This is a genomic window from Streptomyces sp. NPDC060027 (genome assembly GCF_042737005.1).
Taxonomy (GTDB): Bacteria; Actinomycetota; Actinomycetes; order Streptomycetales; family Streptomycetaceae; genus Streptomyces.
In genome coordinates, this window is record NZ_JBHWVI010000140.1 from 1 (window position 1) to 23,343 (window position 23,343).

General features: G+C 71.9%; 21 protein-coding genes and 1 tRNA gene. 13 read left to right on the forward strand and 9 right to left on the reverse strand.

Annotated features, from left to right (window positions below):
* From ACFWBT_RS28555 to ACFWBT_RS28590, 8 genes are all read left to right on the forward strand, one after another.
* The coding region (locus ACFWBT_RS28555) for a peptidoglycan-binding protein (protein ID WP_385705512.1) at window positions 1–1,125 on the forward strand (1,125 nt) is incomplete at its 5' end.
* Window positions 1,126–1,184: 59 nt separating this feature from the next.
* Window positions 1,185–2,372 (forward strand): SPFH domain-containing protein, encoded by a 1,188-nt coding sequence (locus tag ACFWBT_RS28560; RefSeq protein ID WP_385705514.1) that lies wholly within the window; start codon window positions 1,185–1,187, stop codon window positions 2,370–2,372.
* A 138-nt stretch (window positions 2,373–2,510) separates the two neighbouring features.
* Complete coding sequence (locus tag ACFWBT_RS28565) at window positions 2,511–3,146, forward strand: lytic polysaccharide monooxygenase (protein WP_385705516.1); 636 nt, start codon at window positions 2,511–2,513, stop codon at window positions 3,144–3,146.
* A gap of 134 nt (window positions 3,147–3,280) precedes the next feature.
* Complete coding sequence (locus tag ACFWBT_RS28570; RefSeq protein ID WP_385705518.1) at window positions 3,281–3,751, forward strand: DUF3592 domain-containing protein; 471 nt, start codon at window positions 3,281–3,283, stop codon at window positions 3,749–3,751.
* A gap of 73 nt (window positions 3,752–3,824) precedes the next feature.
* Window positions 3,825–5,522 (forward strand): long-chain-fatty-acid--CoA ligase, encoded by a 1,698-nt coding sequence (locus ACFWBT_RS28575; protein WP_385705520.1) that lies wholly within the window; start codon window positions 3,825–3,827, stop codon window positions 5,520–5,522.
* A 114-nt stretch (window positions 5,523–5,636) separates the two neighbouring features.
* A complete protein-coding gene (locus ACFWBT_RS28580; protein ID WP_385705522.1) occupies window positions 5,637–6,908 on the forward strand; it encodes a sensor histidine kinase in 1,272 nt (423 codons plus the stop codon).
* Window positions 6,902–7,546 carry a response regulator gene (locus tag ACFWBT_RS28585; protein WP_385705524.1) on the forward strand — a complete coding sequence of 215 codons (645 nt, stop codon included), beginning with the start codon at window positions 6,902–6,904 and terminating at the stop codon, window positions 7,544–7,546. The genes ACFWBT_RS28580 and ACFWBT_RS28585 overlap by 7 nt, the downstream gene beginning before the upstream one ends.
* Before the next feature lie 388 nt (window positions 7,547–7,934).
* Complete coding sequence (locus tag ACFWBT_RS28590; RefSeq protein WP_385705526.1) at window positions 7,935–9,236, forward strand: M18 family aminopeptidase; 1,302 nt, start codon at window positions 7,935–7,937, stop codon at window positions 9,234–9,236.
* Window positions 9,237–9,314: 78 nt separating this feature from the next.
* On the opposite strand, the gene ACFWBT_RS28595 is transcribed toward ACFWBT_RS28590, so the two are convergent.
* The 6 genes from ACFWBT_RS28595 to ehuB all read right to left on the reverse strand — a co-directional run bounded on the left by ACFWBT_RS28595 (window position 9,315) and on the right by ehuB (window position 13,840).
* Window positions 9,315–9,388, reverse strand: a tRNA-Lys gene (locus ACFWBT_RS28595).
* 181 nt (window positions 9,389–9,569) lie between these two features.
* Window positions 9,570–10,328 carry an IclR family transcriptional regulator gene (locus tag ACFWBT_RS28600; RefSeq protein ID WP_385705527.1) on the reverse strand — a complete coding sequence of 253 codons (759 nt, stop codon included), beginning with the start codon at window positions 10,326–10,328 and terminating at the stop codon, window positions 9,570–9,572.
* Window positions 10,329–10,581: 253 nt separating this feature from the next.
* On the reverse strand, window positions 10,582–11,349 hold the full coding sequence (gene ehuA / locus ACFWBT_RS28605) for an ectoine/hydroxyectoine ABC transporter ATP-binding protein EhuA (protein WP_385705547.1): 768 nt from the start codon (window positions 11,347–11,349) through the stop codon (window positions 10,582–10,584).
* A gap of 58 nt (window positions 11,350–11,407) precedes the next feature.
* Window positions 11,408–12,058, reverse strand: a complete 651-nt coding sequence (gene ehuD / locus ACFWBT_RS28610; RefSeq protein ID WP_356462329.1) for an ectoine/hydroxyectoine ABC transporter permease subunit EhuD — start codon at window positions 12,056–12,058, stop codon at window positions 11,408–11,410.
* Window positions 12,059–12,152: 94 nt separating this feature from the next.
* Window positions 12,153–12,902: an ectoine/hydroxyectoine ABC transporter permease subunit EhuC gene (ehuC, locus tag ACFWBT_RS28615; RefSeq protein WP_385705530.1), complete on the reverse strand. Its 750-nt coding sequence runs from the start codon at window positions 12,900–12,902 to the stop codon at window positions 12,153–12,155.
* Window positions 12,899–13,840 carry an ectoine/hydroxyectoine ABC transporter substrate-binding protein EhuB gene (gene ehuB / locus ACFWBT_RS28620; RefSeq protein WP_385705532.1) on the reverse strand — a complete coding sequence of 314 codons (942 nt, stop codon included), beginning with the start codon at window positions 13,838–13,840 and terminating at the stop codon, window positions 12,899–12,901. Before ehuB ends, ehuC begins: the two co-directional genes overlap by 4 nt.
* Before the next feature lie 97 nt (window positions 13,841–13,937).
* Here ehuB and ACFWBT_RS28625 point away from each other — a divergent pair, with 97 nt between their 5' ends.
* Window positions 13,938–14,432, forward strand: coding sequence for a DUF3830 family protein (locus tag ACFWBT_RS28625; RefSeq protein WP_385705534.1), 495 nt, complete (start codon window positions 13,938–13,940; stop codon window positions 14,430–14,432).
* 24 nt (window positions 14,433–14,456) lie between these two features.
* Here the strand turns inward: ACFWBT_RS28625 and ACFWBT_RS28630 are convergent, their stop codons facing one another.
* Together ACFWBT_RS28630 and ACFWBT_RS28635 are read right to left on the reverse strand one after the other, a co-directional pair.
* Window positions 14,457–15,863 carry an amidase gene (locus ACFWBT_RS28630; protein WP_385705536.1) on the reverse strand — a complete coding sequence of 469 codons (1,407 nt, stop codon included), beginning with the start codon at window positions 15,861–15,863 and terminating at the stop codon, window positions 14,457–14,459.
* 19 nt (window positions 15,864–15,882) lie between these two features.
* A complete protein-coding gene (locus ACFWBT_RS28635; protein ID WP_385705538.1) occupies window positions 15,883–16,854 on the reverse strand; it encodes a D-2-hydroxyacid dehydrogenase in 972 nt (323 codons plus the stop codon).
* Between the two features lie 215 nt (window positions 16,855–17,069).
* Between ACFWBT_RS28635 and ACFWBT_RS28640 the strand changes: the two genes are divergently transcribed.
* The 3 genes from ACFWBT_RS28640 to ACFWBT_RS28650 all read left to right on the forward strand — a co-directional run bounded on the left by ACFWBT_RS28640 (window position 17,070) and on the right by ACFWBT_RS28650 (window position 20,019).
* Entirely contained in the window at window positions 17,070–17,849 is a 780-nt protein-coding gene (locus ACFWBT_RS28640) for an aspartate/glutamate racemase family protein (RefSeq protein WP_385705540.1), read from the forward strand.
* A complete protein-coding gene (locus tag ACFWBT_RS28645) occupies window positions 17,846–18,577 on the forward strand; it encodes a decarboxylase (RefSeq protein ID WP_385705541.1) in 732 nt (243 codons plus the stop codon). The genes ACFWBT_RS28640 and ACFWBT_RS28645 overlap by 4 nt, the downstream gene beginning before the upstream one ends.
* A 326-nt stretch (window positions 18,578–18,903) precedes the next feature.
* Window positions 18,904–20,019, forward strand: coding sequence for an LLM class flavin-dependent oxidoreductase (locus ACFWBT_RS28650; RefSeq protein WP_385705543.1), 1,116 nt, complete (start codon window positions 18,904–18,906; stop codon window positions 20,017–20,019).
* Between the two features lie 83 nt (window positions 20,020–20,102).
* Here ACFWBT_RS28650 and ACFWBT_RS28655 read toward each other — a convergent pair whose 3' ends face one another.
* Entirely contained in the window at window positions 20,103–21,905 is a 1,803-nt protein-coding gene (locus ACFWBT_RS28655; RefSeq protein ID WP_385705545.1) for a putative bifunctional diguanylate cyclase/phosphodiesterase, read from the reverse strand.
* A gap of 480 nt (window positions 21,906–22,385) precedes the next feature.
* Between ACFWBT_RS28655 and ACFWBT_RS28660 the strand changes: the two genes are divergently transcribed.
* Window positions 22,386–23,343, forward strand: a 958-nt coding sequence (locus tag ACFWBT_RS28660) for a M6 family metalloprotease domain-containing protein (RefSeq protein WP_385705549.1), incomplete at its 3' end; no start/stop codon positions are given.

Sequence of the window (23,343 nt, forward strand, 5' to 3'; positions counted from 1 at the left end):
GTGCCCGCCGTGGCGGCCGTGCACGGCCCCGTCCGGCCCGGACTGCCCGCGGCGGACGAGCCCGACAGCCCCCAGGGCAACAAGGAACCGCTGCACGGCCCCGGGGGGATGCCCGCGCAGCCGGGGCAGACGGTCAAGCTGCCCGCCACCACCCGGGCCGAGATCATCAACCGGGCCAAGGCCTGGATCGACGCGCGGGTGCCGTACAGCATGAGCGCGTACTGGCGGGACGGGTACCGCCAGGACTGCTCCGGCTTCGTCTCGATGGCCTGGAGCCTGCCGGGCAACGAATGGACGGGCAGCCTCGACACCTTCGGGGTGCGGATCACCCGCGACCAGCTCCAGCCGGGCGACATGCTGCTCTTCCACAATCCCGCCAACCCGGAGAAGGGCTCGCACGTCGTCGTCTTCGGCGGCTGGACGGACTACACGCACACCTACTACGTCGCCTACGAGCAGACCCCGCCGCAGGCCAGGAAGCAGTCCACCCCGTACGCCTACTGGACGAACTCGGACCACTACGTGCCCTACCGCTACAAGGGGCTGAGCACCGGCGCGGGCGGTCCGGCGCCGAGCACGACGACCCGCTATCCGGGGGCCGCGTACTTCGGGCCCGGCGCGAACAACGCGTACGTCACCCAGCTCGGCCGGCTCCTGGTGGACCGCGGCGCGGGCCGCTTCTACGCCACGGGACCGGGGCCGCGCTGGTCGAGCGCGGATCAGCGGGCCACCCAGGCGTTCCAGCGGGCGCAGGGCTGGACGGGAGCGGCCGCGGACGGGCTGCCGGGGCCGACGACCTGGTCCTACCTGGTCGGCAAGAAGGGCAGGAACATCCCCGGAGCGACGGGGAGCCCCGGGTCCCCGGCGCCGGGCACCTCGCCCACCGCGCCCGCCTATCCGGGGCGCGCGATGTTCCGGCCCGGAGCGAACGACGCGCAGATCACCCAGCTCGGGAAACAGCTGGTCAAGAAGGGGTTCGGCACGCATTACACGACCGGTCCAGGGCCGCGCTGGGGCGAGGCGGACCGGCGCAACGTCGAGGCGTTCCAGCGGGCCCAGGGCTGGCGCGGCGGGGCGGCGGACGGCTATCCGGGACCGGAGACCTGGCGGCGGCTCTTCTCCTGAACCGGCGGTCCCGCACGGCTCGTGAACACACTTCCAGGCGCGGAGGCATGGAGGCAGCTATGAGTACGACGACGTCCAACACCCCGGAGTCCGAGGGGACGCCCTCGGCGGAGCCCCGGTCCGACACGGCGGCCGAGGGCGGCGGCGGTCCGCGGTCCGCCCGGCTCATCCAGAACGAGGCGACCACCGAGATCCCTGTCCACCTGCTCTTCCGCGACGACCCCGAGCCGGTGTCCGTGCCGCTCGCGCCCGCCGTCGTGGGCCGCCGGCGCGGCACCGGCGAGCAGCCGAGGGTCCGGCGGCCCGCCACCGGCAGACCCCCGCGCCCGGTGCCGGAGGTGGACCCCGAGCTGGTGGAACGGCCCGCACGGGTGCTGCCCGGAGCGGCGGGTGTGCTGGCCGGGGCCTGTGGTGTGGCCGGATGCGCCCTCACCGCGTGGTGGGCGGGCGTGCTGCCGCCTCCTGTGCTGGAGGCGCTCGACCTGCCCGGGTCCGCGGGTGCCGGACTCGGGCCAGCGCAGTGGGCGGCGTACGCCGGGGCGGGCGCCCTCGGCCTGTTCGGCCTCGGCGGTCTCGCCCGCGGCCGGACCGGGCGGGCCTGGGTGCTCGGTCTGTTCGGGCGCTATCGCGGCACGGTCCGGCGCACCGGTCTGATGTGGGTCAACCCGCTGGTGCTGCGCCGCCGGGTCGACGTACGGCTGCGGCACTGGCGCAGCGAGCCGATGTCCGTGGTCGACGCGAACGGGGTCGCGCTGCGGGTGGTGGTGCTCGTCGTGTGGCGCGTCAAGGACACCGCGCGCGCCACCCTCGCGGTCGACGACCATCAGGGGTATCTGCGCGAGTGCGTGGAGGCCGCCCTCTCGCGGGTGCTCTCGCAGCTCCCGGCCGAACTGCCGCCCTCCGTGGTCAAGGACCTGACCCTGCGCAACACGGACGCGGTCGGTGAGGCGCTGACCCGGATGGTGTCCGCGGACACGGCCCCGGTCGGTCTGGAGGTGTTCTCCGCGCAGCCGACCCGGATCGAGTACGCGCCCGAGATCGCCGCGGTGATGCAGCGCCGCCGGATCGCGGCCCTGGACGCCCAGCACCGCGACAGCGTGCTCGGCTCGGTCGTCGACTCGGTGGAGGACACGGTGACCCGGCTGACCCTGCGGGGGCTGGTGGAACTGGACGACTACGAGCGCAAGGCGCTGGTGAAGGACCTGACGGTGGCGTTCTGCACGGGACGCGGGGAGGTGTCCTCGTAGGGCCACCGGCGGGACGGACAGGTTCGCTATTGGTATGGACATGTTCAACTACCCGCAATAATCTGGGACTTGGTCTAGACCTGAACGACGCGCGCACAGCTCACGGGAACATCCCCCACGTCCTCCAGGAGCGCCAGCATGCGCATTCGGACGAACCAGTCCCCCACCAGCAGAAAAGCAAAGATGTACGCGGCGGCGCTCGGCCTCGCCACGGCGGGCACCTTCGTGCTCTCCACCGGCGGAGCCAGCGCCCACGGCTACACCGACCAGCCCCTCAGCCGGCAGAAGATGTGTGCCGGCGGCGGAAGCGTCGCCAACTGCGGTGACATCCAATGGGAGCCGCAGAGCGTCGAGGGCCTCAAGGGCTTCCCGGCGGCGGGCCCGGCCGACGGCCGGATCTGCTCGGCGAACCACACCAACTTCAGCCAGCTCGACCAGCCCAGGACCCCCGCGGGTACCGCCTGGCCGACGACCAAGGTCACCGCGGGGCAGAGCTACAGCTTCCGCTGGCAGTTCACCGCGATGCACGCGACGACCGACTTCAAGTACTTCATCACCAAGACCGGCTGGAACCAGAACCACGCGCTGACCCGCGCGGACCTGGAGACCACCCCGTTCCTGACGGTCCCCTACAACGGACAGCGCCCGCCGTCCACGCTCTCGCACACCGGCACCCTGCCGAGCGGCCGGAGCGGACACCACATCATCCTCGGGGTGTGGACGGTCGCGGACACGACGAACGCGTTCTACTCCTGCGCGGACGTCACGTTCTGAGGCCCGCACGCCCAAGGCCCCGGTTCTGAGCCTTCCTTGAGGCGCGGACGCCTTCGGTGCGGGTATGGTCCCCGCACGCCGACTCGACCAGGTCGGCGTGCGGGGAGCCGTATCCGACCACCGGGGGAATTGTCATGAGTGTGTTCTTCTATGCCGTGCCCAGCCTGATCATGGCCTTGGTGCTTTTCATGGCGGCCAAGGTGGTCCGCCGCTCGCTGGAGGTGCGCAGCGCCTGGAGCAGTGGACTGACCGCGGAGGCGCGCTGTCTGCGCTCGTACACGACGGTCAGCGGGGGCGGCCACGACACCTCCGTCACCACGACCCTGCACCACGTCTACGAGTTCACGACGCGCGACGGCCGTGCCATACGCTTCGAGGAGAGCAACGGACGCCCGACGGTTGTCGAGGGCGACATCGTCACCGTGCACTACGCCGCCCAGAACCCCGAGAAGGCCACGGCGCACGCGCCGAGCCCGGTCAGGGCGGCCGTGGGCACCGTCGTCATCGTGGCGTTCTGCGGTGTGATCGTCGCCTTCTGTATCGGCTTCATGATCACTTTCCATGAGATGTCCGCGAGCGGTGAGGCGTTCTTCGGCGGGATCTGAGGGCGCGTACGCGCCTGAGTCGGGCGCGTACGCCTCTCTACATCTGACGGCACGTCAATTACCGTACGCTGCCATGGATTCCAGCAGGCGCACCGTCGGGGAGCTCGTACGGGAGCGGTGGGGCGACCACCGGCCGGGGCTGTGGTTCGAGGGCCGGGACATCAGCCACCACCAAGTGGCGGCGGGCGCGGCGGCACGGGCGGCGCTGCTCGCCGAGCTGCTGCCCCTCGGCGCCGAACCGCATGTGGGGGTGCTGCTCGACAACACCCCCGAATACCCCCTGTGGCTGAGCGCCGCCGCCCTCGCCGGTGCCGCCGTCGCCGGGATCAACCCGACCCGGCGCGGCCCCGAACTGGCCCGCGACATCCGGCACACCGAGTGCCGTGTCCTGGTCACCGAGCGGGCCCACCTGCCCCTCCTCGACGGACTCGAACTCCCCGGCGTACGCGTCCTGGTGACCGACACGGACGCCTACGCCGACCTCCTGAAGCCCTACCGGGGCGCGAAGCCGGACGTCGGCGGGACGGCCGGCCCGGACAGCCGCTTCCTGCTGCTCTTCACCTCCGGCTCGACCGGCGCGCCCAAGGCCGCGATCTGCACCCAGGGCAGGATCGCCGCGGCCGGACTCTCGCTCGTCGACCACTTCGGCGTGCGCGCGGACGACACCCACTACATCTGCATGCCGATGTTCCACGGCAACGCGGTGATCGCCGACTGGGCCCCCGCGCTGGCGGCCGGCGCGAGGATCGCGCTGCGCCGCCGCTTCTCGGCCTCCGGGTTCCTGCCCGACGTACGGGCCTGCGGAGCCACGTACTTCACCTACGTCGGCCGTGCCGTGCAGTATCTGCTGGCCACGCCCGCCCGTCCCGACGACCGCGACAACCCCCTGCGCACGGGATTCGGCACGGAGGCCGGAGCGGTCGACGCGGCCGCCTTCGAGAAGCGCTTCGGGGCGCGGCTGATCGAGGGGTACGGCTCCTCGGAGGGCGGAGCCGCCATTCAGCGCACGCCCGGAACCCCGGCCGGGGCGATCGGACGGGCGGCGCCCTCCGACGACCTCGCCGTGATCGACCCGGGGACCCGGAGCGAGTGCCCGCCCGCCGTCTTCGCCGAGGACGGACGGCTGCTCAACGGCGCCGACGCGATAGGGGAGTTGGTGAACCGCGGGGCCAGCCCCTTCGAGGGGTACTGGCGCAATCCCGACGCCGACGCGGCCCGCCGCCGGGGGGAGTCCCCGCGGCACGGTGACACCGGGGCGGAGGAGGACTGGTACTGGACCGGCGACCTCTTCTACCGCGACGACGACGGCTTCCTCTACTTCGCCGGACGCACCGACGACCGGCTCCGCGTCGACAGCGAGAACCTCGCCGCCGCGATGATCGAGAACATCCTCGCCAGGTACGAGGACGCCGCCGCCGTCGCGGTGTACGCCGTGCCGGACCCGGTGGCGGGCGACCAGGTGATGGCGACCCTGGCCCTGAAGGAGGGTGCCCGCTTCGACCCGCTGTCCTTCACGGAGTTCCTGCGTGCCCAGCCCGACCTGGGCACGAAGATGGCACCCCGGTTCGTGCGGATCGTGGAGCGGATGCCCGTCACGGCCACCAACAAGATCCACCGGGTGGGCCTCAGACGCGAGGGCTTCCGCTGTCCGGACCCGGTGTGGTGGCGGCCCCCGGGGGAGCCGGCGTACCGGACACTGCCGGCGGCGGACGTGGACGGACTGGTGGCCCAGTACCGGGCGCACGGGCGGGAGGAGTTGCTGGCGCGGTAGGCGCCGGACGAGCGGGCGAGCAGGACAGGGCGGCGCGGGGTAGGGCCTGCCCCACCCCGCGGACACCCCCTGGCCGGCTGGTCCGTGGTGTCGGCGCGCGCCTACGGTGGCGGCATGATCCGTCCGGTGGCGTACGCGGGATATCTCGTGGGCGGGGTGCTGGTCGGCGCCCCCCTGTCGGTGGGGCTGCTCGCCCTCGGTGCCGTCGGCGCGGTACTCACCCCCCTCCTCGTGGGGCTGCCCCTGCTCGGGCTGCTCGCGCTGACCGGCATACCCGTGGGAGTCGTCGAACGGTGGCGGCTGCGACAGGTGGACGCACGGGCCGCGACGGGCCACGCCGCCACGCCCTCCCGGAGCCCGGGAGACCCGCACCGCACTCCGGACCGGCCCGGACTGGCGGCCTGGGCCGGACTCCGGTTCGCCGAGCAGGCGACCTGGCGGGAACTGGCGTACGCCGTGCTGCTCGCGTTCGTGCTGTGGCCGCTGGACCTGGTGGTCCTGGCCGTGGCCCTCGGCATCCCCGGCGCCATGATCGGAGCACCGATCCGGCTCGCGCTTCTCGGCGGCGAGACCCGGATCGCCAAACTGTGGCTGGTCGACTCCTACGCAACCGCGCTCCTGTGCGCGGCCTGCGGACTCCTGCTGCTCCTCGGCCTGCTGTGGCCGCTCACGCTCTACGGCCGGGGCCGCGCCGCCCTCGCCCGGCTGCTGCTCGCCCCGCGCGAGGCGGAGCAGCGCCTCGCCGAGGTGACGGAGTCCCGGGCCCGGCTGGTCGCAGCCTTCGAGGCCGAGCGGCGGCGGATCGAACGGGATCTGCACGACGGGGCCCAGCAGCGGCTGGTCGCCCTGAGCATGACGCTCGGGCTCGTCCGCCTCGACGCCCCGCCCGAGCTGGCCGGCCGGCTCGCGGCCGCCCACCGGGAGGCCGACCAGGTCCTCGGCGAACTGCGGGAGCTGATTCACGGCATCCATCCCCAGGTGCTCGCGGACTACGGTCTCGCGGAGGCGATCGCGGATGCCGCCGACCGGTCCGCCGTACCCGTGGAGGCGGAGCTCGCCCTGCCCCGGCTCTCCGAATCCGTGGAGTCCGCCGCGTACTTCGCGGTACGGGAGGCGCTGGCCAACGTGGGCAGGCACAGCGGCGCGGACCGGGCGTGGATCAGCGCCGGATGCGGGGAGGGGGACCGGCGGGGGCGGCGGCTGTGGATCGAGGTGCGGGACGACGGGCGGGGAGGCGCGCCGCAGCCCGGCACCCGTCACGCCACCGGCCGCGGCGGCTCCGGCCTCACCGGACTCGCCGACCGGCTCGCGGTCCTCGATGGAACACTGACCGTCGACAGCCCACCGGGCGGCCCCACCGTGCTGCGTATGGAGATCCCTTGCTGAGAGTCGTGCTCGCCGAGGACAGCGTGCTGCTGCGGGAGGGGCTGGTGGGGCTCCTGGACCGCTTCGGTCACGAGGTGGTGGCGGCCGTCGGAGACGCGGAGGCCCTACGGGACGCCGTGTCGGCGTACGCCCCCGACCTCGTCGTCACCGACGTACGGATGCCGCCCGGTTTCCAGGACGAGGGGCTGCGCGCGGCCCTCGCGCTGCGCACCGCCGACCCGCGCCTTCCGGTGCTCGTGCTCAGCCAGTACGTCCAGCGCGCGTACGCCGCCGAACTCCTCGACACCGGGGACGGCACCGGCGTCGGGTACCTCCTCAAGGACCGCGTCGGGCAGGTCGAGCAGTTCGCGGAGGCGGTGGAGCGGGTCGCGGCGGGCGGGACGGTCGTGGACCCCGAGGTCGTACGGCAGTTGCTCCGTCGGCGGCGTGATCCGCTGGAGGCGCTGACACCCCGCGAGCGCGAGGTTCTCGCCCTGGTCGCCGAGGGCAGGTCCAACGGCGCGATCGCGCGGGAACTGGTCGTCACCGAGGCCGCCGTCGGCAAGCACATCGGCAACATCCTGGCGAAGCTGGAGCTGCCTCCGGCCGAGGGCACGCACCGCCGGGTACTGGCCGTACTGGCGTATCTGCGCGGGTAGTCGAGGCCCGCCCGCCATCTTTCGAACGACGCCGCGGCGAGGCATCCCGGCCGCTTCTCGCGGGGAGGATATCCGGGCACGTGTGCGGAGGAGGGCCGTGCGCGGCGCGCGCGAGCCGACACGAGCGCGAGCCGAGGAAGGCCCGAGCCGAGGGAAGAAGGACCTGCGTTGCCAGATCCGGGTCGTGGACACGGAAGCCGACGGGCCGTCCCGCCCCGGCGCATGTCCGGACCGGTGACGACGGGGGCCGGGACCGTCCACCAGCTTGTCATGCCCCTGCAACCCAGGTCGCCTCCCGGGCGGACCGTGGCCCCGGGCGGTCCGTGCGCCGGCCGGGCGGTCCGACGGCCCCCGCCCCAACCCCTCGACAAGCACCCGAAAGGCACTCATGTCCCCCACGCATGACACGCTCGACCGCGGACACAACGACGATCTGTTCACCTTCGTCAGAGCCAGCCCCTCGCCCTATCACGTGGTCGCGAGCGCGGCGCAGCGCCTGGAGAAGGCGGGCTTCGCGGAGTTGCGGGAGCGGGACGACTGGACGGCCGGAGCGGAGGGAGGCCGGTACGTCGTCCGCGGGGGAGCGCTGCTCGCCTGGTACGTCCCGCCGGGTGCTCCCGCCCACACCCCGTTCCGGATCGTCGGCACCCACACCGACTCACCGAACCTGCGGGTCAAGCCCACGCCGGACACCGGCTCGGCCGGGTGGCGGCAGATCGCCGTGGAGGTCTACGGCGGCGTGCCGCTCAACACCTGGCTCGACCGCGATCTGGGCGTCTCGGGGCGGCTGGCCCTGCGCGACGGTTCGACCCGGCTGGTCTGCGTCGACAAGCCGCTGCTGCGGGTGCCGCAGCTCGCCATCCACCTCGACCGGACCGTCAACGAGGGACTCGCCCTGGACCGGCAGCGGCACATGGCCCCGCTGTGGGGGCTCGGCGACCCCCGGCCCGGCGCCCTGCTCGGCCGGATCGCCGACGAGGCCGGCGCCGACGCCGCCGAGGTTCTCGGCTGGGACCTGATGCTGCACGACATCCAGCCGCCCGGGTACCTGGGAGCGGACGACGAGTTCATCGTCGCTCCGCGCCTCGACAACCAGATCTCGGTGCACGCGGGCGTCACCGCCCTGGTCGCCGCCGCGGGCGCCGAACGGCCGCCCGCGCGCATCCCGGTGCTCGCCGCCTTCGACCACGAGGAGGTCGGCAGCGGATCGGAGTCCGGCGCCCAGGGACCCTTCCTGGAGCGGGTGCTGGGCCGCGCCGTGACCGCCCGGGGCGGCGGGGCGGAGGACTTCCACCGTGCCCTCGCCGGCGCGTTGTGCGTCTCCTCCGACATGTCCCACGCCGTCCACCCCAACTACGCCGAACGCCACGACCCGGATCACCGCCCGCTGCCCAACGGCGGTCCCGTGATCAAGGTCAACGTCAATCAGCGGTACGCCACCGACGGCACCGGTGCCGCGGCCTTCGCCGCCGCGTGCGAGCGGGCCGATGTGCCGTGGCAGCCCTTCGTCTCCCACAACGCGATGCCGTGCGGGACGTCGATCGGCCCGATCACCGCGGCCCGGCTCGGCGTGCCGACGGTCGACGTGGGCGTGGCCGGACTGTCGATGCACTCGGCGCGGGAGCTGTGCGGGGCGCGTGATCCGGGGCTGCTGGCGCGGGTGCTGACCGAGTTCGTCACCTCGGAGTAGGCCGGGCGTTCCGGGGATCGTGCGAGATCCCGGGAATGCGTGAAGGCCCCCCACATGTGTGGAGGGCCTTCACCAAGGTGCGCCGCCAGGGACTCGAACCCCGGACCCGCTGATTAAGAGTCAGCTGCTCTAACCAACTGAGCTAGCGGCGCATGACTCTCGCCTCCCGCTTCCGCGGGCGGCGACAAAAGAAATACTACCTGGTCCGTGGGGGTGCCTCCGACCACCCGCGCGGCCTCCGGTCCGACCGCGTGGCCGGCCCCCGATCGGCCACCGGGCGGGATCGGGCCGTCTGCCCGGTGCGGGCCCGGGATGCGCCCGGTGCGGCCGCTGTCAGATCGCGAGGGAGAGCAGCACCGGAGTCGCGCCGCGGTTCAGCGTGTCCGCGGCGCGGCGCAGCCGGTGGGCGTGCTCGACCGGGAGGGAGAGGGCGAGGCAGCCGACGGAGGAGCCCGCGGTGATCGGGACGGCCGCGCAGACCGTGCCGATCGCGTACTCCTGGAGGTCGAGCACGGGCACGGTGGCCGGCTGGGAGTCGAGGCGGGACAGCAGGAGCCGCTCGCTGGTGATGGTCCGCGAGGTGAGGCGGGCCATCTTGTGGCGGGCGAGGTGGTCACGGCGGCCGTTGTGGTCGAGCTGGCCGAGCAGACTCTTGCCGACCGCGCTGGCGTGCGCGGAGGAACGGAAGTCCACCCATTCGTTGACCGCGGGGGTCGCCGGGCTCTCCGCGTACTGGGTGACGTGCACCTCGCCGTCGATGTAGCGGCTGAGGTAGATCGCGGCGCCGACCGAGTCGCGGAGCCGGTCGATCGTCTGCTGGAGCTTCTCGCGCAGGGCCTGGTCGCGGCCCTCGGCGGAACCGAGGCGGCTGAGGGCCGCGCCGGTGACGTACGCGCCGTCCGCGACCTGCTCGACGTAACCCTCCCTGCGCAGCATGCGCAGCAGTGCGGTCAGCCGGTCGGCGCCGAGACCGGACTGGCGGGCGAGTTCGGCCTCGGTGACGCCCGTGGTGTGCCGCGCCACCGTCTCCAGGACGCGGAGGGCGTCCTGGGCCGAGTGGTACGGCGCGGTCGGCTCGTTCATCAGCGCCACGGTTTCCCCCTGCGCTTCATGGCCCGGCTCAAAAAAGACGTCGGCCCGGACAGCTGGCCTCACTTCACGATAGCCGTCAAGGAGCCATCTGTGAGCGTCTGTTGACGAGATTGGTGGTGCGCTCCATGACTCTCAGCAGGAGCGCACCACTCTGGCATATGCCAAAGGCATGGCACGTCGGGCATGCCCCAAGGATCGGACCTCGTGCCTTCCCGTACGTGCTCCCCCTCCGCCCCCTGTTCACTCCCGGACGTCAGAGGACCGCGCCGAGGAATTCCCTGGTCCGCTCGTGCTCCGGGTCGCCGAAGATCCTCTCCGGCGGGCCGGACTCGATGACATGGCCAGAATCGAACATCAGAACCTGGTCCGAGATGTCCCGGGCGAAATTCATCTCGTGGGTCACACAGGGCATCGTGATGTCCGTGGTGTGAGCGATGTCACGCAGGACGTCGAGGACTCCCGCTACCAGTTCGGGGTCGAGCGCGGACGTCACCTCGTCCAGCAGCAGCACCTGCGGCCGCATCGCCAGCGCGCGGGCGATCGCCACGCGCTGCTGCTGACCGCCGGACAGCCGGCCCGGCCGCTCGTCGCACTTGTCCGCGAGGCCGACCAGGTCGAGCAGTTCACGGGCCCGCTCCTCGGCCTCGTCCTTGGACAGGCCGAGGACGGTGACGGGTGCCTCGGTGACGTTCCTCAGCACGCTCATGTTGGGGAACAGGTTGAACTGCTGGAAGACCATGCCGATCTTCTTGCGGACCTCGCGGACCCGCTTCTCGTCCGCGGGGAAGAGCGGGTCACCGGCGACCGTGATCGTGCCCTCGTCCGGCTGGGTCAGGGTCATCAGCAGCCGCAGGATCGTCGTCTTGCCGGAACCGGACGGGCCGATCAGCGTGACGTGCTTCCCGGAGTCGACGCGGAAGTCGAGCCCGTCGAGGACGGTGTTGTCGCCGAAGCGCTTGGTGACCTTGTCGAACCGGATCAGCTCGCTGCCGTCCACCGGGGGGTTGGCGAGGTCCTTCAGGGGGCCGGCCTCGGTGTCGGGGCCGGTGTTCGGGCCGGCGTTCGGGCCGGTGTTCGTGTCAGCGGACAAGGCGTCGCTCCAGGGCTCGCAGCAGCAGGGAAGCCGGGTAGGAAATGAGGATGAAGGCCACACCGATGACCGTGAGCGGCTCCGTGAACTGGAAGTGCTGCTGCGAGTACAGCCGCGCCTCGCCGAGCATCTCCAGCACGGTGATCGTCATCAGCATCGGGGTGTCCTTGAGCATCGCGATGACGTAGTTGCCGAGCGCCGGCACCACACGGCGGACCGCCTGCGGCAGGATCACCGCCGTCCAGGTGCGCCGCACGGGCAGGCTGAGCGCCGTGGCCGCTTCCCACTGGCCGGCGGGCACGCCCTCGATGCCGGCCCGGTAGACCTGCATCGTGTACGTCGAGTAGTGCAGCCCGATCGCGACGACACCGGTGGTCAGCGCGGAGAACGTGATGTTCCACTCGGGCAGCACGTAGAAGAGGAAGAACAGCTGCACCAGCAGCGGGGTGTTGCGCACGAACTCGGTGACCACCCCGACCGGCCAGCGCACCCAGCGCGTCGGGGTCCGCATCAGCAGGGCCCACACCAGACCGAGAACGAACGAGATCACCGAACCGAGGGCCAGTGCCTGAAGGGTGATCAGCAGGCCGTCCCAGAAATGCGGCATGAAGTCGCCGACCGCGTTCCAGTCCCACGTCACGAGGCACCTCCGGTCGTCGTCTCCCTGGGGTCCATGAGGTCTGTGAGGTCCATGAGGTCTGTGGAGTCCATCGGGTTCATCGGGTCCATGACGCTCATGAGTCACCTCCGCCCGCGGCGGCACCGGCACCGGCACCGGCGCCCACGCCCGTCGTCAGGGCCCGCTTCTGCGCACGCGCCACGGCGTCGCTCTGCGGTTCCTTGCCGATCCCGGCCTTGAGCCGCTTCTCCAGCCCGCGCATCAGCCGGGTGAGCAGGAAGGCGATGACGAAGTAGATGAGCAGGACGTACGTGTAGACCTCCGCGCTCTGCTGGAGCGCGAGCCGCACCAGGTTGGCGCTGAACGTCAGATCACCCATGCCCATCACGGAGACCAGCGCCGTGCCCTTGAGCAGCTCGATCAGCAGGTTGCAGAAGGGCGGGATCATCTCCGGCACCGCCTGCGGCAGCAGGATCAGCCGCATCCGCTGCCAGGGCGTGAAGCTGAGCGCGATTCCGCCCTCGCGCTGTGCCGGATCGACGGCGTTCAGCGCGCCGCGCACGATCTCGGAGCCGTACGCCCCGTACGTCAGCCCCAGCGCCAGCGTGCCCGCCCACAACGGGACGAGCTGCCAGCCGAAGGCGAGCGGCAGCACGAAGTACACCCAGAAGATCATGATCAGCGCGGAGGTTCCGCGGAACACCTCGGTGTAGAAGCCCGCGAGGAAGCGGACGATCCACCGTCGCGAGGTGCGCGCGATACCGGCCAGGAAGGACATGGCGCCGGCCAACAGAGCGCTGAAGAAAAGCAGTTGGACGGTGACCCAGATCCCTTCGAGTACGAGTTCCCAGAGTCCCGATGTCATCCGCGGCACAGCTCCTTCGCGGTCATGTCGGTCATCTCGGCCTGGGTGAACCCGAACGGCCGCAGGATGCGGAAGAGTTCGCCGCTCTCCTTCATCTTTCGCAGCTCGACGTTGAAGGCGTCCCGCAGCCTCGTCTCCGGCGAACGGAACGCGAAGCCGCCGCCGTCGACGTGCGGCTTGCCCTTGACCAGCGGCGCGAAGGGCTTCGTGCTCTCGGCCTCGCCGGACTTCCGCGCCACCTCACGGACGGTCAGCGCGGTCCCCGCGAAGACGTCGGCGCGCCCCGCCTCGACCGCGTTCAGCCCGGCGACCTGGTCGGGCACGATCAGGATGTCGCTCTCCTTGTACCCGGCCTCGACCGCGTACTGGATCTCCGCGTAGCCCGTCCCCGTCGCGAACCTGGCCTTCTTCGCCACGACGTCCTGGTAGTCGTGCAGTCCCTTCGGATTGCCCTTGCGCACGATGAACGCGTCGAGCATCCGGTAGTCGGGGTCGGCGAAGATGACCTGCTCGCAGCGCTCGGGGTTGATGTACATCCCGGCGGACACGACGTCGAACTGCTGCGAGTTGAGCCCGGGTATGAGCGAGCCGAACTCGGTCGGCACCGGCTGCACGCGGGCGACGCCCAGGCGTTTGAAGACGGCCTTCGCGAGCTCCGGGGCCTCGCCGGTCAGTTCGCCGTCCCGGTCGATGTAGCCGAAGGGGATCTCGCCCGCGATACCGAGGCGGACGACGCCCTGCGCCTTCAGCCGGTCGAGGAGATCACCGCCGTCCGTCGCGGACGCCGTGGCCACGCGACTGCAGCCGGCCGCGCCGAGCGCACCGAGCGCCGCGACCCCCGCGAGCAGCGACCGGCGGGTGGTCCCGGACGGCTGTCTGTCCTTCCCGTGTTCGTTTCCCTGTTCGTTTCCACGTGCGTTCCCAAGAGGTGGAGCCATGGCCGCGCGGCTACCCGGGGCCATGCGATGTATTCGGGCCGATTCCGGCCCCGTGAGCGCCCGGTGCGCTCTTGACCGCCGGGGGACCATGGAGTGCATGGCTGATCGATTCATCGAAGTCTCGCTGGTCAAGCGCGGTGTGCACTGCACCGCGGAACTCCTCGACGACCGCGCGCCGATCACCTGCGCGGCGGTCTGGGACGCGCTCCCGCTGAGCGGCGACGTGTACCACGCGAAATACGCGCGCAATGAGATCTACGCGCTCTTCCCCCCTTTCGCGACATCGGAGCCACCACTGGAAAATCCGACCGTCACCCCTGTTCCCGGAGACCTCTGCTATTTCGCCTTCGCGGGTACGGAACTGGGCACGCGGGCCTACGGCTACGACACCGACGTCCGCCCCGGCACCACCGTCGTCGACCTCGCCCTGTTCTACGAGCGCAACAATCTGCTCCTCAACGGAGACGTGGGCTGGGTCCCGGGCATCGTCTGGGGGCAGGTGGCCGACGGCCTCGACGCGATGGCCGAGGCCTGCAACGACCTGTGGCGCTCGGGCGCCGCGGGGGAGACGCTCAGCTTCCGGCGGCTCTGACCCGGATGCGGCCGCGAAGCACTCTCAGAGCAGCGGCGACGGGGGTGCCACCCCGGCGGCTCCCGCCTCGTACAACGCGTGCGCCGTCCGCAGGACGAGGTCGTCCCGGTGCCGGGCGGCGACGAGCTGCAGGCCGACCGGCAGACCGTCGCCGTCCACCCCGACCGGGACCGTCGCCGCGGGCTGCTGTGTCAGGTTGAAGGGGTACGTGAACGGGGTCCAGCCCGTCCAGCGGCGCAGGCCGGACCGGGTCGGGACCTCGGAGCCCGCCCCGAAGGCCGTCAGCGGCAGGGTGGGCGTGACCAGCACGTCGTACGAGGTGTGGAACAGACCCGTCCGGCGGCCGAGCGCCATCCGGACATCCGTCGCGGCGAGATAGTCCAGCGCGCTGAAGCGGGCACCCCGGCGGCAGATCTCCAGCAGCCCCGGGTCGAGCAGGGCGCGCTGCTCGGGGCCCAGCCGCTGGGTCACCCGGGCCGCCCCGCTGAACCACAGGGTGTGGAAGGCGTCCACCGGATCGGCGAAGTCGGGGTCGGCCTCGGTGACATGCGCGCCCAGGCCCGCGAGCCGCTCCACCGCCCGCCGCACCGCCGCCGCGACGGCCGGGGAGACCGCGACCTGCCCGCCGAGCGAGGGCGAATAGGCGACCCGCAGACCCCGTACCCCACCGTCGAGGGCGTCCACGAAGGAGCCGCCGGCCGGCCCCAGCGCGGACCAGTCGCGGGCGTCCGGCGTGCCGATCACATCCAGCATCAGCGCCGCGTCGGCCGCGTCCCGGGTCATCGGGCCCACGTGCGCGAGCGTCCCGAAGGCACTGGCCGGATACAGCGGGACCCTGCCGTACGTCGGCTTCAGCCCGAAGATCCCGCAGAACGCGGCCGGGATACGGACGCTGCCGCCGCCGTCCGTGCCGAGCGACAGCGGGCCCGCGCCCAGCGCCACGGCCGCCGCGCTGCCCCCGCTGGAGCCGCCGGCGGTGCACGTGACGTCGTACGGATTGCGCGTCACCCCCGACAGCGGCGAGTCCGTGACGCCCTTCCAGCCGAACTCGGGCGTCGTCGTCTTGCCGAGGAACACCGCGCCGTGCTCCCGCAGCCGGGCCACGGACGGCGCGTCCTCGTCCCAACGGCCCCGCGCAGGCGTGGTCCTGGAGCCGCGCAGCGTCGGATGCCCGCGCAGCAGCAGGATGTCCTTCACCGTGACGGGCACGCCGTCCAGCAGGCCCATGGGCTCGCCCCGCCGCCAGCGGTCCGCCGACTCCCGTGCCCGGGTCAGGGCCTCGTCCGCGAGGAGACGGACGAAGGCGTTCACGGCCGGCTGGACGCGCTCGGCCCGCTCCAGGGCTGCGCGCGTGACCTCCTCGGGGCCGAATTCGCCCTTGCGGTACCCGTCGACGAGTTGTGCCGCGGTCAGCTCGGTGAGTTCCGGCATCGGCCCCTCCCAAGGCAGTTCAGTGTCCGGGCACGTACCCGCGCTGCTTGTCGACCACGTTCGACAGCGGTTTGCCCGCGGCCCAGCGCTCGTACAACTCCACGAACTGCTCGCCCAGTTCGTCCCGCCAGCCGACCGTGTCCCCGCTCATGTGCGGCGACACGATCAGACCCGGGACCTCCCACAACGGGCTGTCGGGGCCGAGTGGTTCGTGCTGGAAGACATCGAGGGCGGCGCCCGCGATCCACCGCTTCGACAGCGCCTCGGCGAGCGCCTGCTCCACGACGAGCTGCCCGCGCCCGACGTTGATGAAGCGGGCCGAGGGCTGCATCATCCCGAAGCGCCGCGCGTCGAACATGCCGCGCGTCTCCTCGGTGAGCGGCGCCGCGGACACCACCCAGTCGGCGCGCGCCATCAGCCGGTCAAGCTCCGCCGGACCGTGGATACCGGTGCGCGGGGCACGCCCCACCAGGGCGGTGGTGACATCGAGCGCCTTGAGGGTGCGGACGATCGCCCGCCCGATCGGCCCGGACCCCACCACGCAGGCCCGGGTCCCGGCCACGCGCTGCGACTCCCGGTGCCGCCACTGGTGGCTCCGCTGCAGGTCCCAGGTCCGCGGCAGGTCCTTCGCCATGGCGAGCACCAGGGCCGCGACGTACTCCGCGATCGGCCGGTCGAAGACTCCGCGCGCGTTGGTCACCACCGTGTCGGAGGCGGCGAGCTCGGGACACATCAGATGGTCCACGCCCGCGCTGGCGGTGTGCACCCAGCGCGGCCGCGGCCCCTCGCCCGGCCAGGCGCGGCGCACGGCGTCCGAGGCGAAGTCCCACACGAGCAGCGCGTCCGCGTGCGGCAGCCGCTCCGCGAGCGTGGACGCGTCGGCGTGCTCGATCCGTACGCGACCGGTGAGCCGGCCGAGACGGGGGAGCGGGTCGGCGTCCAGGACGAGCAGGGTGACGGGGGCCGACGGGTGGGACGGGCCAGGGGACATACGGGCGTTCATCGGGGGAAACCGTTTCGCAATGCGAGTCCGCTTTTCTGGTGGATCCTGAGGCGAAATGACCGGGGAGACGTGCGGGCGCAGCCGGCCCGAGCCGTCTGAGATGCGCGGATTGACCACGCTCGCACCCGAACCTACCTTCGTCAACACGGGCCCGCATACGGTCCGTTGCCCGCCTGTTTCCCTTCGTGAGGCCGGTGCCTGCCATGGGCGTTTCCTTTCTCGGCGGTCCCTATCCGCAGCGCGGGGTCGGCGTCGTCGCCCCGTTCGACTTCGCCCTCGACCGTGAGCTGTGGCGGTGGGTCCCGGACGACGTCTCCCTGCACCTGACCCGCACCCCGTTCGTGCCGGTCGAGGTCGGCCTGGACCTGGCCCGCCTGGTCTCCGAGCACGAGACGCTCGGCGACGCGGTCCGCGCCCTGAACGCGGTCGCGCCCGAGGTCGTCGCGTACGCGTGCACGTCGGGCAGTTTCGTCGGGGGAGTCGCCGGGGAGCGGGCGATGTGCGAGGCCATGACCCGGGCGGGCGCGCTCCCCTCGCTCACCACCTCCGGCGCCCTCCTCGCCGCACTGGAGGAACTCGGTGCCCGCCGGGTCGCCCTGGTCACCCCCTACACGGTCTCGGTCACCGAGTCCCTGGAGGAGTACCTCGCGGAGGCCGGCATCACGGTCACGGAGCGCGCCTTCATGGGCCTGACCAGGCACATCTGGAAAGTCCCGTACCGCGATGTGGCCGACATGGCCCGCCGGGCGGCACGCGGCGCGGCGGACGCCCTCTTCGTGAGCTGCACCAACCTTCCGACGTACGACGTCATCCCCCAGCTGGAGGCCGAGCTGCGGATCCCGGTGATCTCGGCCAACCAGGTGACGATGTGGGCGGCACTGCGCCAACTGGGTACCCGGGCGGTGGGCCCCTATCAGCGGCTGATTGATCAGGCCGCCCGCCGGGGACCCGTACTTCCCGAAGAACAGGAAGGTTGGGCATGACCTCACTCGGATTCCTCTACCCGGGCCACTCGGCCGAGGACGACTACCCCCGCATCGAGCAGCTGCTCGGCAGCGACGTCCGCCTGACCGTCGTCCACACGGACATCGGCGAGGACGCCCACCGCGTGGACGCGCTCCTCGAAATGGGCTCGGCGCACCGCCTGGAGGCGGGCGTCGAGGAGCTGCGCCTGGCAGGTGTGGAGGCCGTGGTCTGGGCGTGTACGAGCGGCAGCTTCGTGTACGGCCTCCAGGGTGCCCACGAACAGGTCCGCGGCCTCGCCATGGCGGCCGGTCTGCCCGCCTCGTCGACGTCCTTCGCCTTCGCGCACGCGGCGCGGGAGATCGGGGCCACCCGGGTCGCGATCGGGGCGACCTACCCCGACGACGTGGCCGCGCTCTTCGCCGCGTTCCTGAAGGAGGCCGGCACGGAGGTGGTGGCGGTGCGCGGCTCCGGTGTCGTCACCGCCGCCGAGGTCGCCGGCTGGGACTACGACCAGGTCCTCGCGCTGGCCCGCGCGGCGGACCGCCCGGACGCCGAGGCGATCCTCCTCCCCGACACGGCCCTGCACACCGCGTCCCACCTGCCGGCCCTGGAGAAGGACCTCGCCAAGCCGGTCCTCACGGCGAACCAGGTCTCGGTCTGGGAGGCCCTGCGCCTGACCGACCGCCGCGTGAACGCCCCGGAACTAGGCACCCTTTTCACGAGGGAACCCATCGTCCAGGCGTGACATCTCAGTCCGCCCCGGCAGGACCCAGTCCGCCACGCCGAAATCCAGCCCCTCCGGTGTTTGAGGAGCGGGGTCCGGGGCGGAGCCCCGGGGACGATGGGGGTGCCCCCTGGTCGAGCGAAGCCGAGACCTTGGGGGAGGACAGGGGCGGAGGGGGCGAAAACAAGTAGCCCCCAGCCCCGCTCCGGGGGAAGTTCCCGACAGGGAGAGCCTCCCACCGGAGAAGCCCCTGCCTGAGGCAAGCCCCCGCCCCCGGGGAATAACCGGAGTCACCCTCCTGTTCGTACGGCGAGGACACGATCGCGTACGCAACAGGAGGCACCCCGGTGGACGAGACGGCCGAAACGGGCGAGATCCGAGGCACGGCACAGGGCACCGCCCCCGTGCCCCTGTCCGTGCTGGACCTGGTCACCGTGGGCGCGGGCCGCACCGCGACCGACGCCCTCCGCACCAGCGTCCAGATCGCCCGCCTCGCGGAATCCCGCGGCTTCCACCGTTACTGGGTGGCCGAACACCACTCGATGCCCGGCGTGGCCAGTTCCTCGCCCGCGGTGATCCTCGCCCACCTGGCCGCCCACACGGACCGCATCCGGCTGGGCTCCGGCGGAGTGATGCTCCCCAACCACGCTCCGCTGGTCATCGCGGAACAGTTCGGCACGCTCGAGGCGATGGCCCCCGGCCGGGTGGACCTGGGCCTCGGCCGCGCCCCCGGCACGGACGGCGCGACAGCCGCCGCGCTGCGCCGCACCCAGCGCCTGAACGAGGGCGCCGACGACTTCCCCGAGCAGCTCGCGGAACTCATCCGCTTCCTGGACGACGACTTCCCCGACGGCCACCCCTACGCCCGCATCCACGCCGTTCCCGGGCCCGTCCAGTCGACCTCGCCGGGCGGGGTCCAGTCCCCGCACCGGCCGCCGGTCTGGCTGCTCGGCTCCTCCGGCTTCAGCGCCCGTCTCGCCGGATCCCTCGGCCTGCCGTTCGCCTTCGCGCACCACTTCTCGGCGCAGAACACGATCCCGGCGCTCGACCTCTACCGCGACTCCTTCCGCCCGAGCGCGGTCCTCGACGCCCCGTACGCCCTCATCGGCGTCTCCGCCCTTGCCACGGACGACGAGAAGGAGGCCCGCCGCCAGGTGCTGGCCGCCGCCCTGAACATGGTCCGTCTGCGTACCGGACGCCCGGGTCTCGTACCGACCCCGGAGGAGGCGGAGGCCTATGAATTCAGCCCGATGGAGCGGGAGTTCATCGACTCGTGGAACTCCAACGTCATCCACGGCACCGCCGACGAGGTCCGCGCCGGCCTCGACGACCTCCAGAAGCGCACCGGTGCCGACGAGTTGATGATCACGGGCAACGCGCACAGCGGTGACGTACGCCTGCGCTCGTACGAACTGATCGCGGACGCCTACGGGTTGCCGAAGGAGCAGGGCGCTCAGGTCTGAGGGCGGGGGCGCTCAGGCCGGAGGGGCGAGGCACTCAGGTCTGAGGGCGGGGGCTCGGCGCTCAGGTCGGAGAAGCCGGACGCTCAGGTCTGCGGGCAGGCGGCCGACATCAGAAGCGCGGAGATGCGGTCCGGCGCCACCGGCCGGGAGTACAGCCAGCCCTGGCCGGTGTCGCAGCCGATCCCGCGCAGCCGGGAGGCCTGCGAGGCGGTCTCCACGCACTCGGCGGTGACGGTCAGGCCCAGCCGGTGGGCGAGTTGGATGAGCGCCTCGACGATGACCTCGTCGGCGGGGTTGGGGTGGGCGGACGAGCCGTCGGCGTTCTCGTACTGGAAGCCGCGGACGAAGGAGCCGTCCAGCTTCAGGACGGACACCGGGAGCCTGCTCAGGTAGGCGAGGTTGGAGTAGCCGGTGCCGAAGTCGTCGATCGCGATGCACACGCCCATGTCGCTGAGCGCCTGCAGGGCCTGGAGCGGCCGGCCCGCCGAACCCATCACCGCCGACTCGGTCAGCTCCAACTGGAGCAGATGCGGGGCCAGTCCGGTCTCCGCCAGGATCTCCGCCACGTCCGCCACCAGATCGGAGTCCCATACCTGACGCACGGCGACGTTGACGCTGACGAAGATCGGCGGGGCGTCCGGATGGTCGAGCTGCCAGCGGCGGGCCTGCCGGCAGGCGGTGGCCAGCACCCAGCGGCCGAGCTGGACGATCGAACCGTCCTCCTCGGCCAGTCCGATGAAGCGATTCGGCGTCAGCGTCCCGAACCGCGGGTGGTTCCAGCGGACGAGCGCCTCGACCCCGTGCACGCCGCCGTCCTCCATGCCCACCAACGGCTGGTACTCCAGGGCGAATTCACCCCGCTCGACGGCCGCGCGGAGGGTGGACGACAGGGCCTGGCGGGTCATGCGGTGCGCGTTGCGCTCCGGGTCGAAGAGCGTCCAGCGGCCCTTGCCGTCCGCCTTCGCCCAGTACAGCGTCGTGCCCGCGGCCTGCATCAGACCGGTCGCGGTCGTGCCGGTGGCGCGCCGCTCGACGACCCCGATGGACGCCGACAGCGACAGCCGCTGTCCCGACAGGTCGAACGGTGCCTGGAGTGCCTTCAGCACGGACTCGGCGAGGTCCGCCAACTGGTCGGTGCCCGTGGAGTCCTCGACGAGCAGGGCGAACTCGTCCCCTCCCAGCCGCGCCACCAGGGGAGTGGTCGCCCTCGTCTGACCGGCCTCGTCCGCGCAACGCGTCAGACGTTCGGCGACGGCGGCGAGCAGCCGGTCCCCGACCCGGTGGCCGAGGGTGTCGTTGACCGCCTTGAACCCGTCCAGGTCCAGATAGCAGAGTCCGATCCGGCCGGTGCCGCCCTCCTCGTACGCCTCCGTCTCCAGAACCGCCGACAGGCGCTCGAAGAACAGCGTGCGGTTGGGCAGCCGCGTCACCGGGTCGTGCATCTGCAAGTGGCGCAGCCGCGCCTGGAGTTCACGCCGGGCGCCGATGTCCGCGACCGAGATCAGGACCGCCCGCTCCTGCGGGGGCAGCGGCGCGACCGTGACCTGCACCCAGATCGCATGGCCGTCGGGGTGCTTGAGCCGGCGGGTGCAGCGCAGCCGCGCCTGCCGGCCGCCGAGCACCTCGCGGTACGCGTGCCAGGTGCGGGTGTCGGAGGCGAGGTCCACCAGGTCGGCGGCGATCCGTCCGGTGAACGTCCGCGTCTCGGCGCCGAGCAGGGTGCCCAGTGACTCGTTGGCCGTGACGACGAGACCCTCGCGGTCCACGACGGCCATGGCGAGGGGGGCGGTGGCGAAGGCCGCGTGGAAGGTACGGGGTGACGTTCCGTCGGGAACCGCGGCGGGTGCGGACGCCCCGGGAGCTGGCCCCGGTGTCACGGACGACACGGAGGGGACGGTTGGGCCGGGAGTTGCGCCGACGGACGTACGAGGAGATGCGTCGACGTGACGCTTTGTGACGGTCGGCCGGACGAGGTCTCCCGCGGGCGCCGGCCCTTCGGACGTTCCGCTCACCGCTCGCTCCCGCAGTGCACTCGGTTTTCGTATGGGTCTCTCGGGGTGGTCGGCCGGTGATGGACGGCCGAACAAGCCGTGTCGGTGCAGGAAAGTGTGCCGATCATAGAGGCTGGCCTCCGGACGGTGCAGCCACTGTCCAGTGTCCCGGAACAACCGCCCGTTCTGACAGATCGTTTCTGCCTGTATCTGGACGGGTTCCTTCCCCCGCCGACCGCATGTGACGTTCCGTGAAGGTCCGGGGGTGTCGGGGCGCACGCCCTCTCACTCTTCCGGTGCAGAGAAACAGGGCAAAATAGTACAAATTCAATCAGGCTGGGTGCGGTGTCCCGAAATCCGCATCCGGAGGTCGACGTGCCGCGTCCGCTCCCCCTGAGGGCTCTCGCTCGTGAGGCCCTGCGCGGTCTCGCCCGTGACGGGGCGCCCCGCTGGCGCAGCACCGCGGCCGTGTTCACCTCGATGACCGCGCTCGCCGCGACCTCCCTGGTGCCGGGCCCCGCGCTCGCCGAACCCCTGGCGACTCCCTGCGCCCTGACGCGGACCGACGCGCACCATTCGGAGGGTGTCGACACCTGGAACTCCGCCTATGTGCGCCCCACCCGCCCCCTCGACGCGGTGATGGTCTTCCTGTCCTTCCCCGACTCCACCCCGCGCACCACGCCCGCCGAGCTGACCGGCGACTACTTCCCGGCCACCAGCCGTTTCTTCGAGCGGGCCTCGTACGGCAGGTTCACGGTCCGCCCGCATCCGCAGCGCACCTGGATCCAGATGCCGCACCCCTCGACGTCGTACGCCATACAGCGCGACTGGGACGCCGCCGAACGTGCCGCCTATCTGCGCGACGCCCTCGCGGTTGCCGACCCGCGGGTCGACTTCTCGCGCTACGACGTCGTCTACTTCGTCGCCGACCCGGACGCGCCGGGCGTCGACTCGGACGCCACGAAGGTCGTCAATCTGGACACGCCCCTGCGCGCGGACGGCAGGGACATCCGCCGCGTCGTCACGGTCTTCGAGAAGCACCCGCCGGACCGGCTCGTCCTCGCGCACGAGACCGGTCATGTCTTCGACCTGCCCGACCTCTACCACCGCCCCTCCGGCGGCAAGGGCGACTGGGACACCTACGTGGGCGACTGGGACCTCATGGGCAGCCAGTTCGGGCTGTCGCCCGACCTCTTCGGCTGGCACAAGTGGCGGCTGGGCTGGCTGGAAGCGCATCAGGTGGCGTGCGTGCAGGGCTCCGGCGTCACCCGGCTGACGCTGGAGCCGCTGGGTGCCGGTCCCGTGAGTGCCGCGGCGGGCGCACGGGCCGGCC

Bases quoted from the DNA above. Each gene is read 5' to 3' on its own strand.
- ACFWBT_RS28630 (WP_385705536.1), bottom strand. From the start codon at position 15,863: ATGCCGGAACTCACCGAGCTGACCGCGGCACAACTCGTCGACGGGTAC.
- ACFWBT_RS28575 (WP_385705520.1), top strand. From the start codon at position 3,825: ATGGATTCCAGCAGGCGCACCGTCGGGGAGCTCGTACGGGAGCGGTGG.
- ehuC (WP_385705530.1), bottom strand. From the start codon at position 12,902: ATGACATCGGGACTCTGGGAACTCGTACTCGAAGGGATCTGGGTCACC.
- ACFWBT_RS28625 (WP_385705534.1), top strand. From the start codon at position 13,938: ATGGCTGATCGATTCATCGAAGTCTCGCTGGTCAAGCGCGGTGTGCAC.
- ACFWBT_RS28640 (WP_385705540.1), top strand. From the start codon at position 17,070: ATGGGCGTTTCCTTTCTCGGCGGTCCCTATCCGCAGCGCGGGGTCGGC.
- ACFWBT_RS28570 (WP_385705518.1), top strand. From the start codon at position 3,281: ATGAGTGTGTTCTTCTATGCCGTGCCCAGCCTGATCATGGCCTTGGTG.
- ACFWBT_RS28560 (WP_385705514.1), top strand. From the start codon at position 1,185: ATGAGTACGACGACGTCCAACACCCCGGAGTCCGAGGGGACGCCCTCG.
- ACFWBT_RS28635 (WP_385705538.1), bottom strand. From the start codon at position 16,854: ATGTCCCCTGGCCCGTCCCACCCGTCGGCCCCCGTCACCCTGCTCGTC.
- ACFWBT_RS28580 (WP_385705522.1), top strand. From the start codon at position 5,637: ATGATCCGTCCGGTGGCGTACGCGGGATATCTCGTGGGCGGGGTGCTG.
- ehuB (WP_385705532.1), bottom strand. From the start codon at position 13,840: ATGGCTCCACCTCTTGGGAACGCACGTGGAAACGAACAGGGAAACGAA.
- ACFWBT_RS28565 (WP_385705516.1), top strand. From the start codon at position 2,511: ATGCGCATTCGGACGAACCAGTCCCCCACCAGCAGAAAAGCAAAGATG.
- ACFWBT_RS28645 (WP_385705541.1), top strand. From the start codon at position 17,846: ATGACCTCACTCGGATTCCTCTACCCGGGCCACTCGGCCGAGGACGAC.
- ACFWBT_RS28590 (WP_385705526.1), top strand. From the start codon at position 7,935: ATGTCCCCCACGCATGACACGCTCGACCGCGGACACAACGACGATCTG.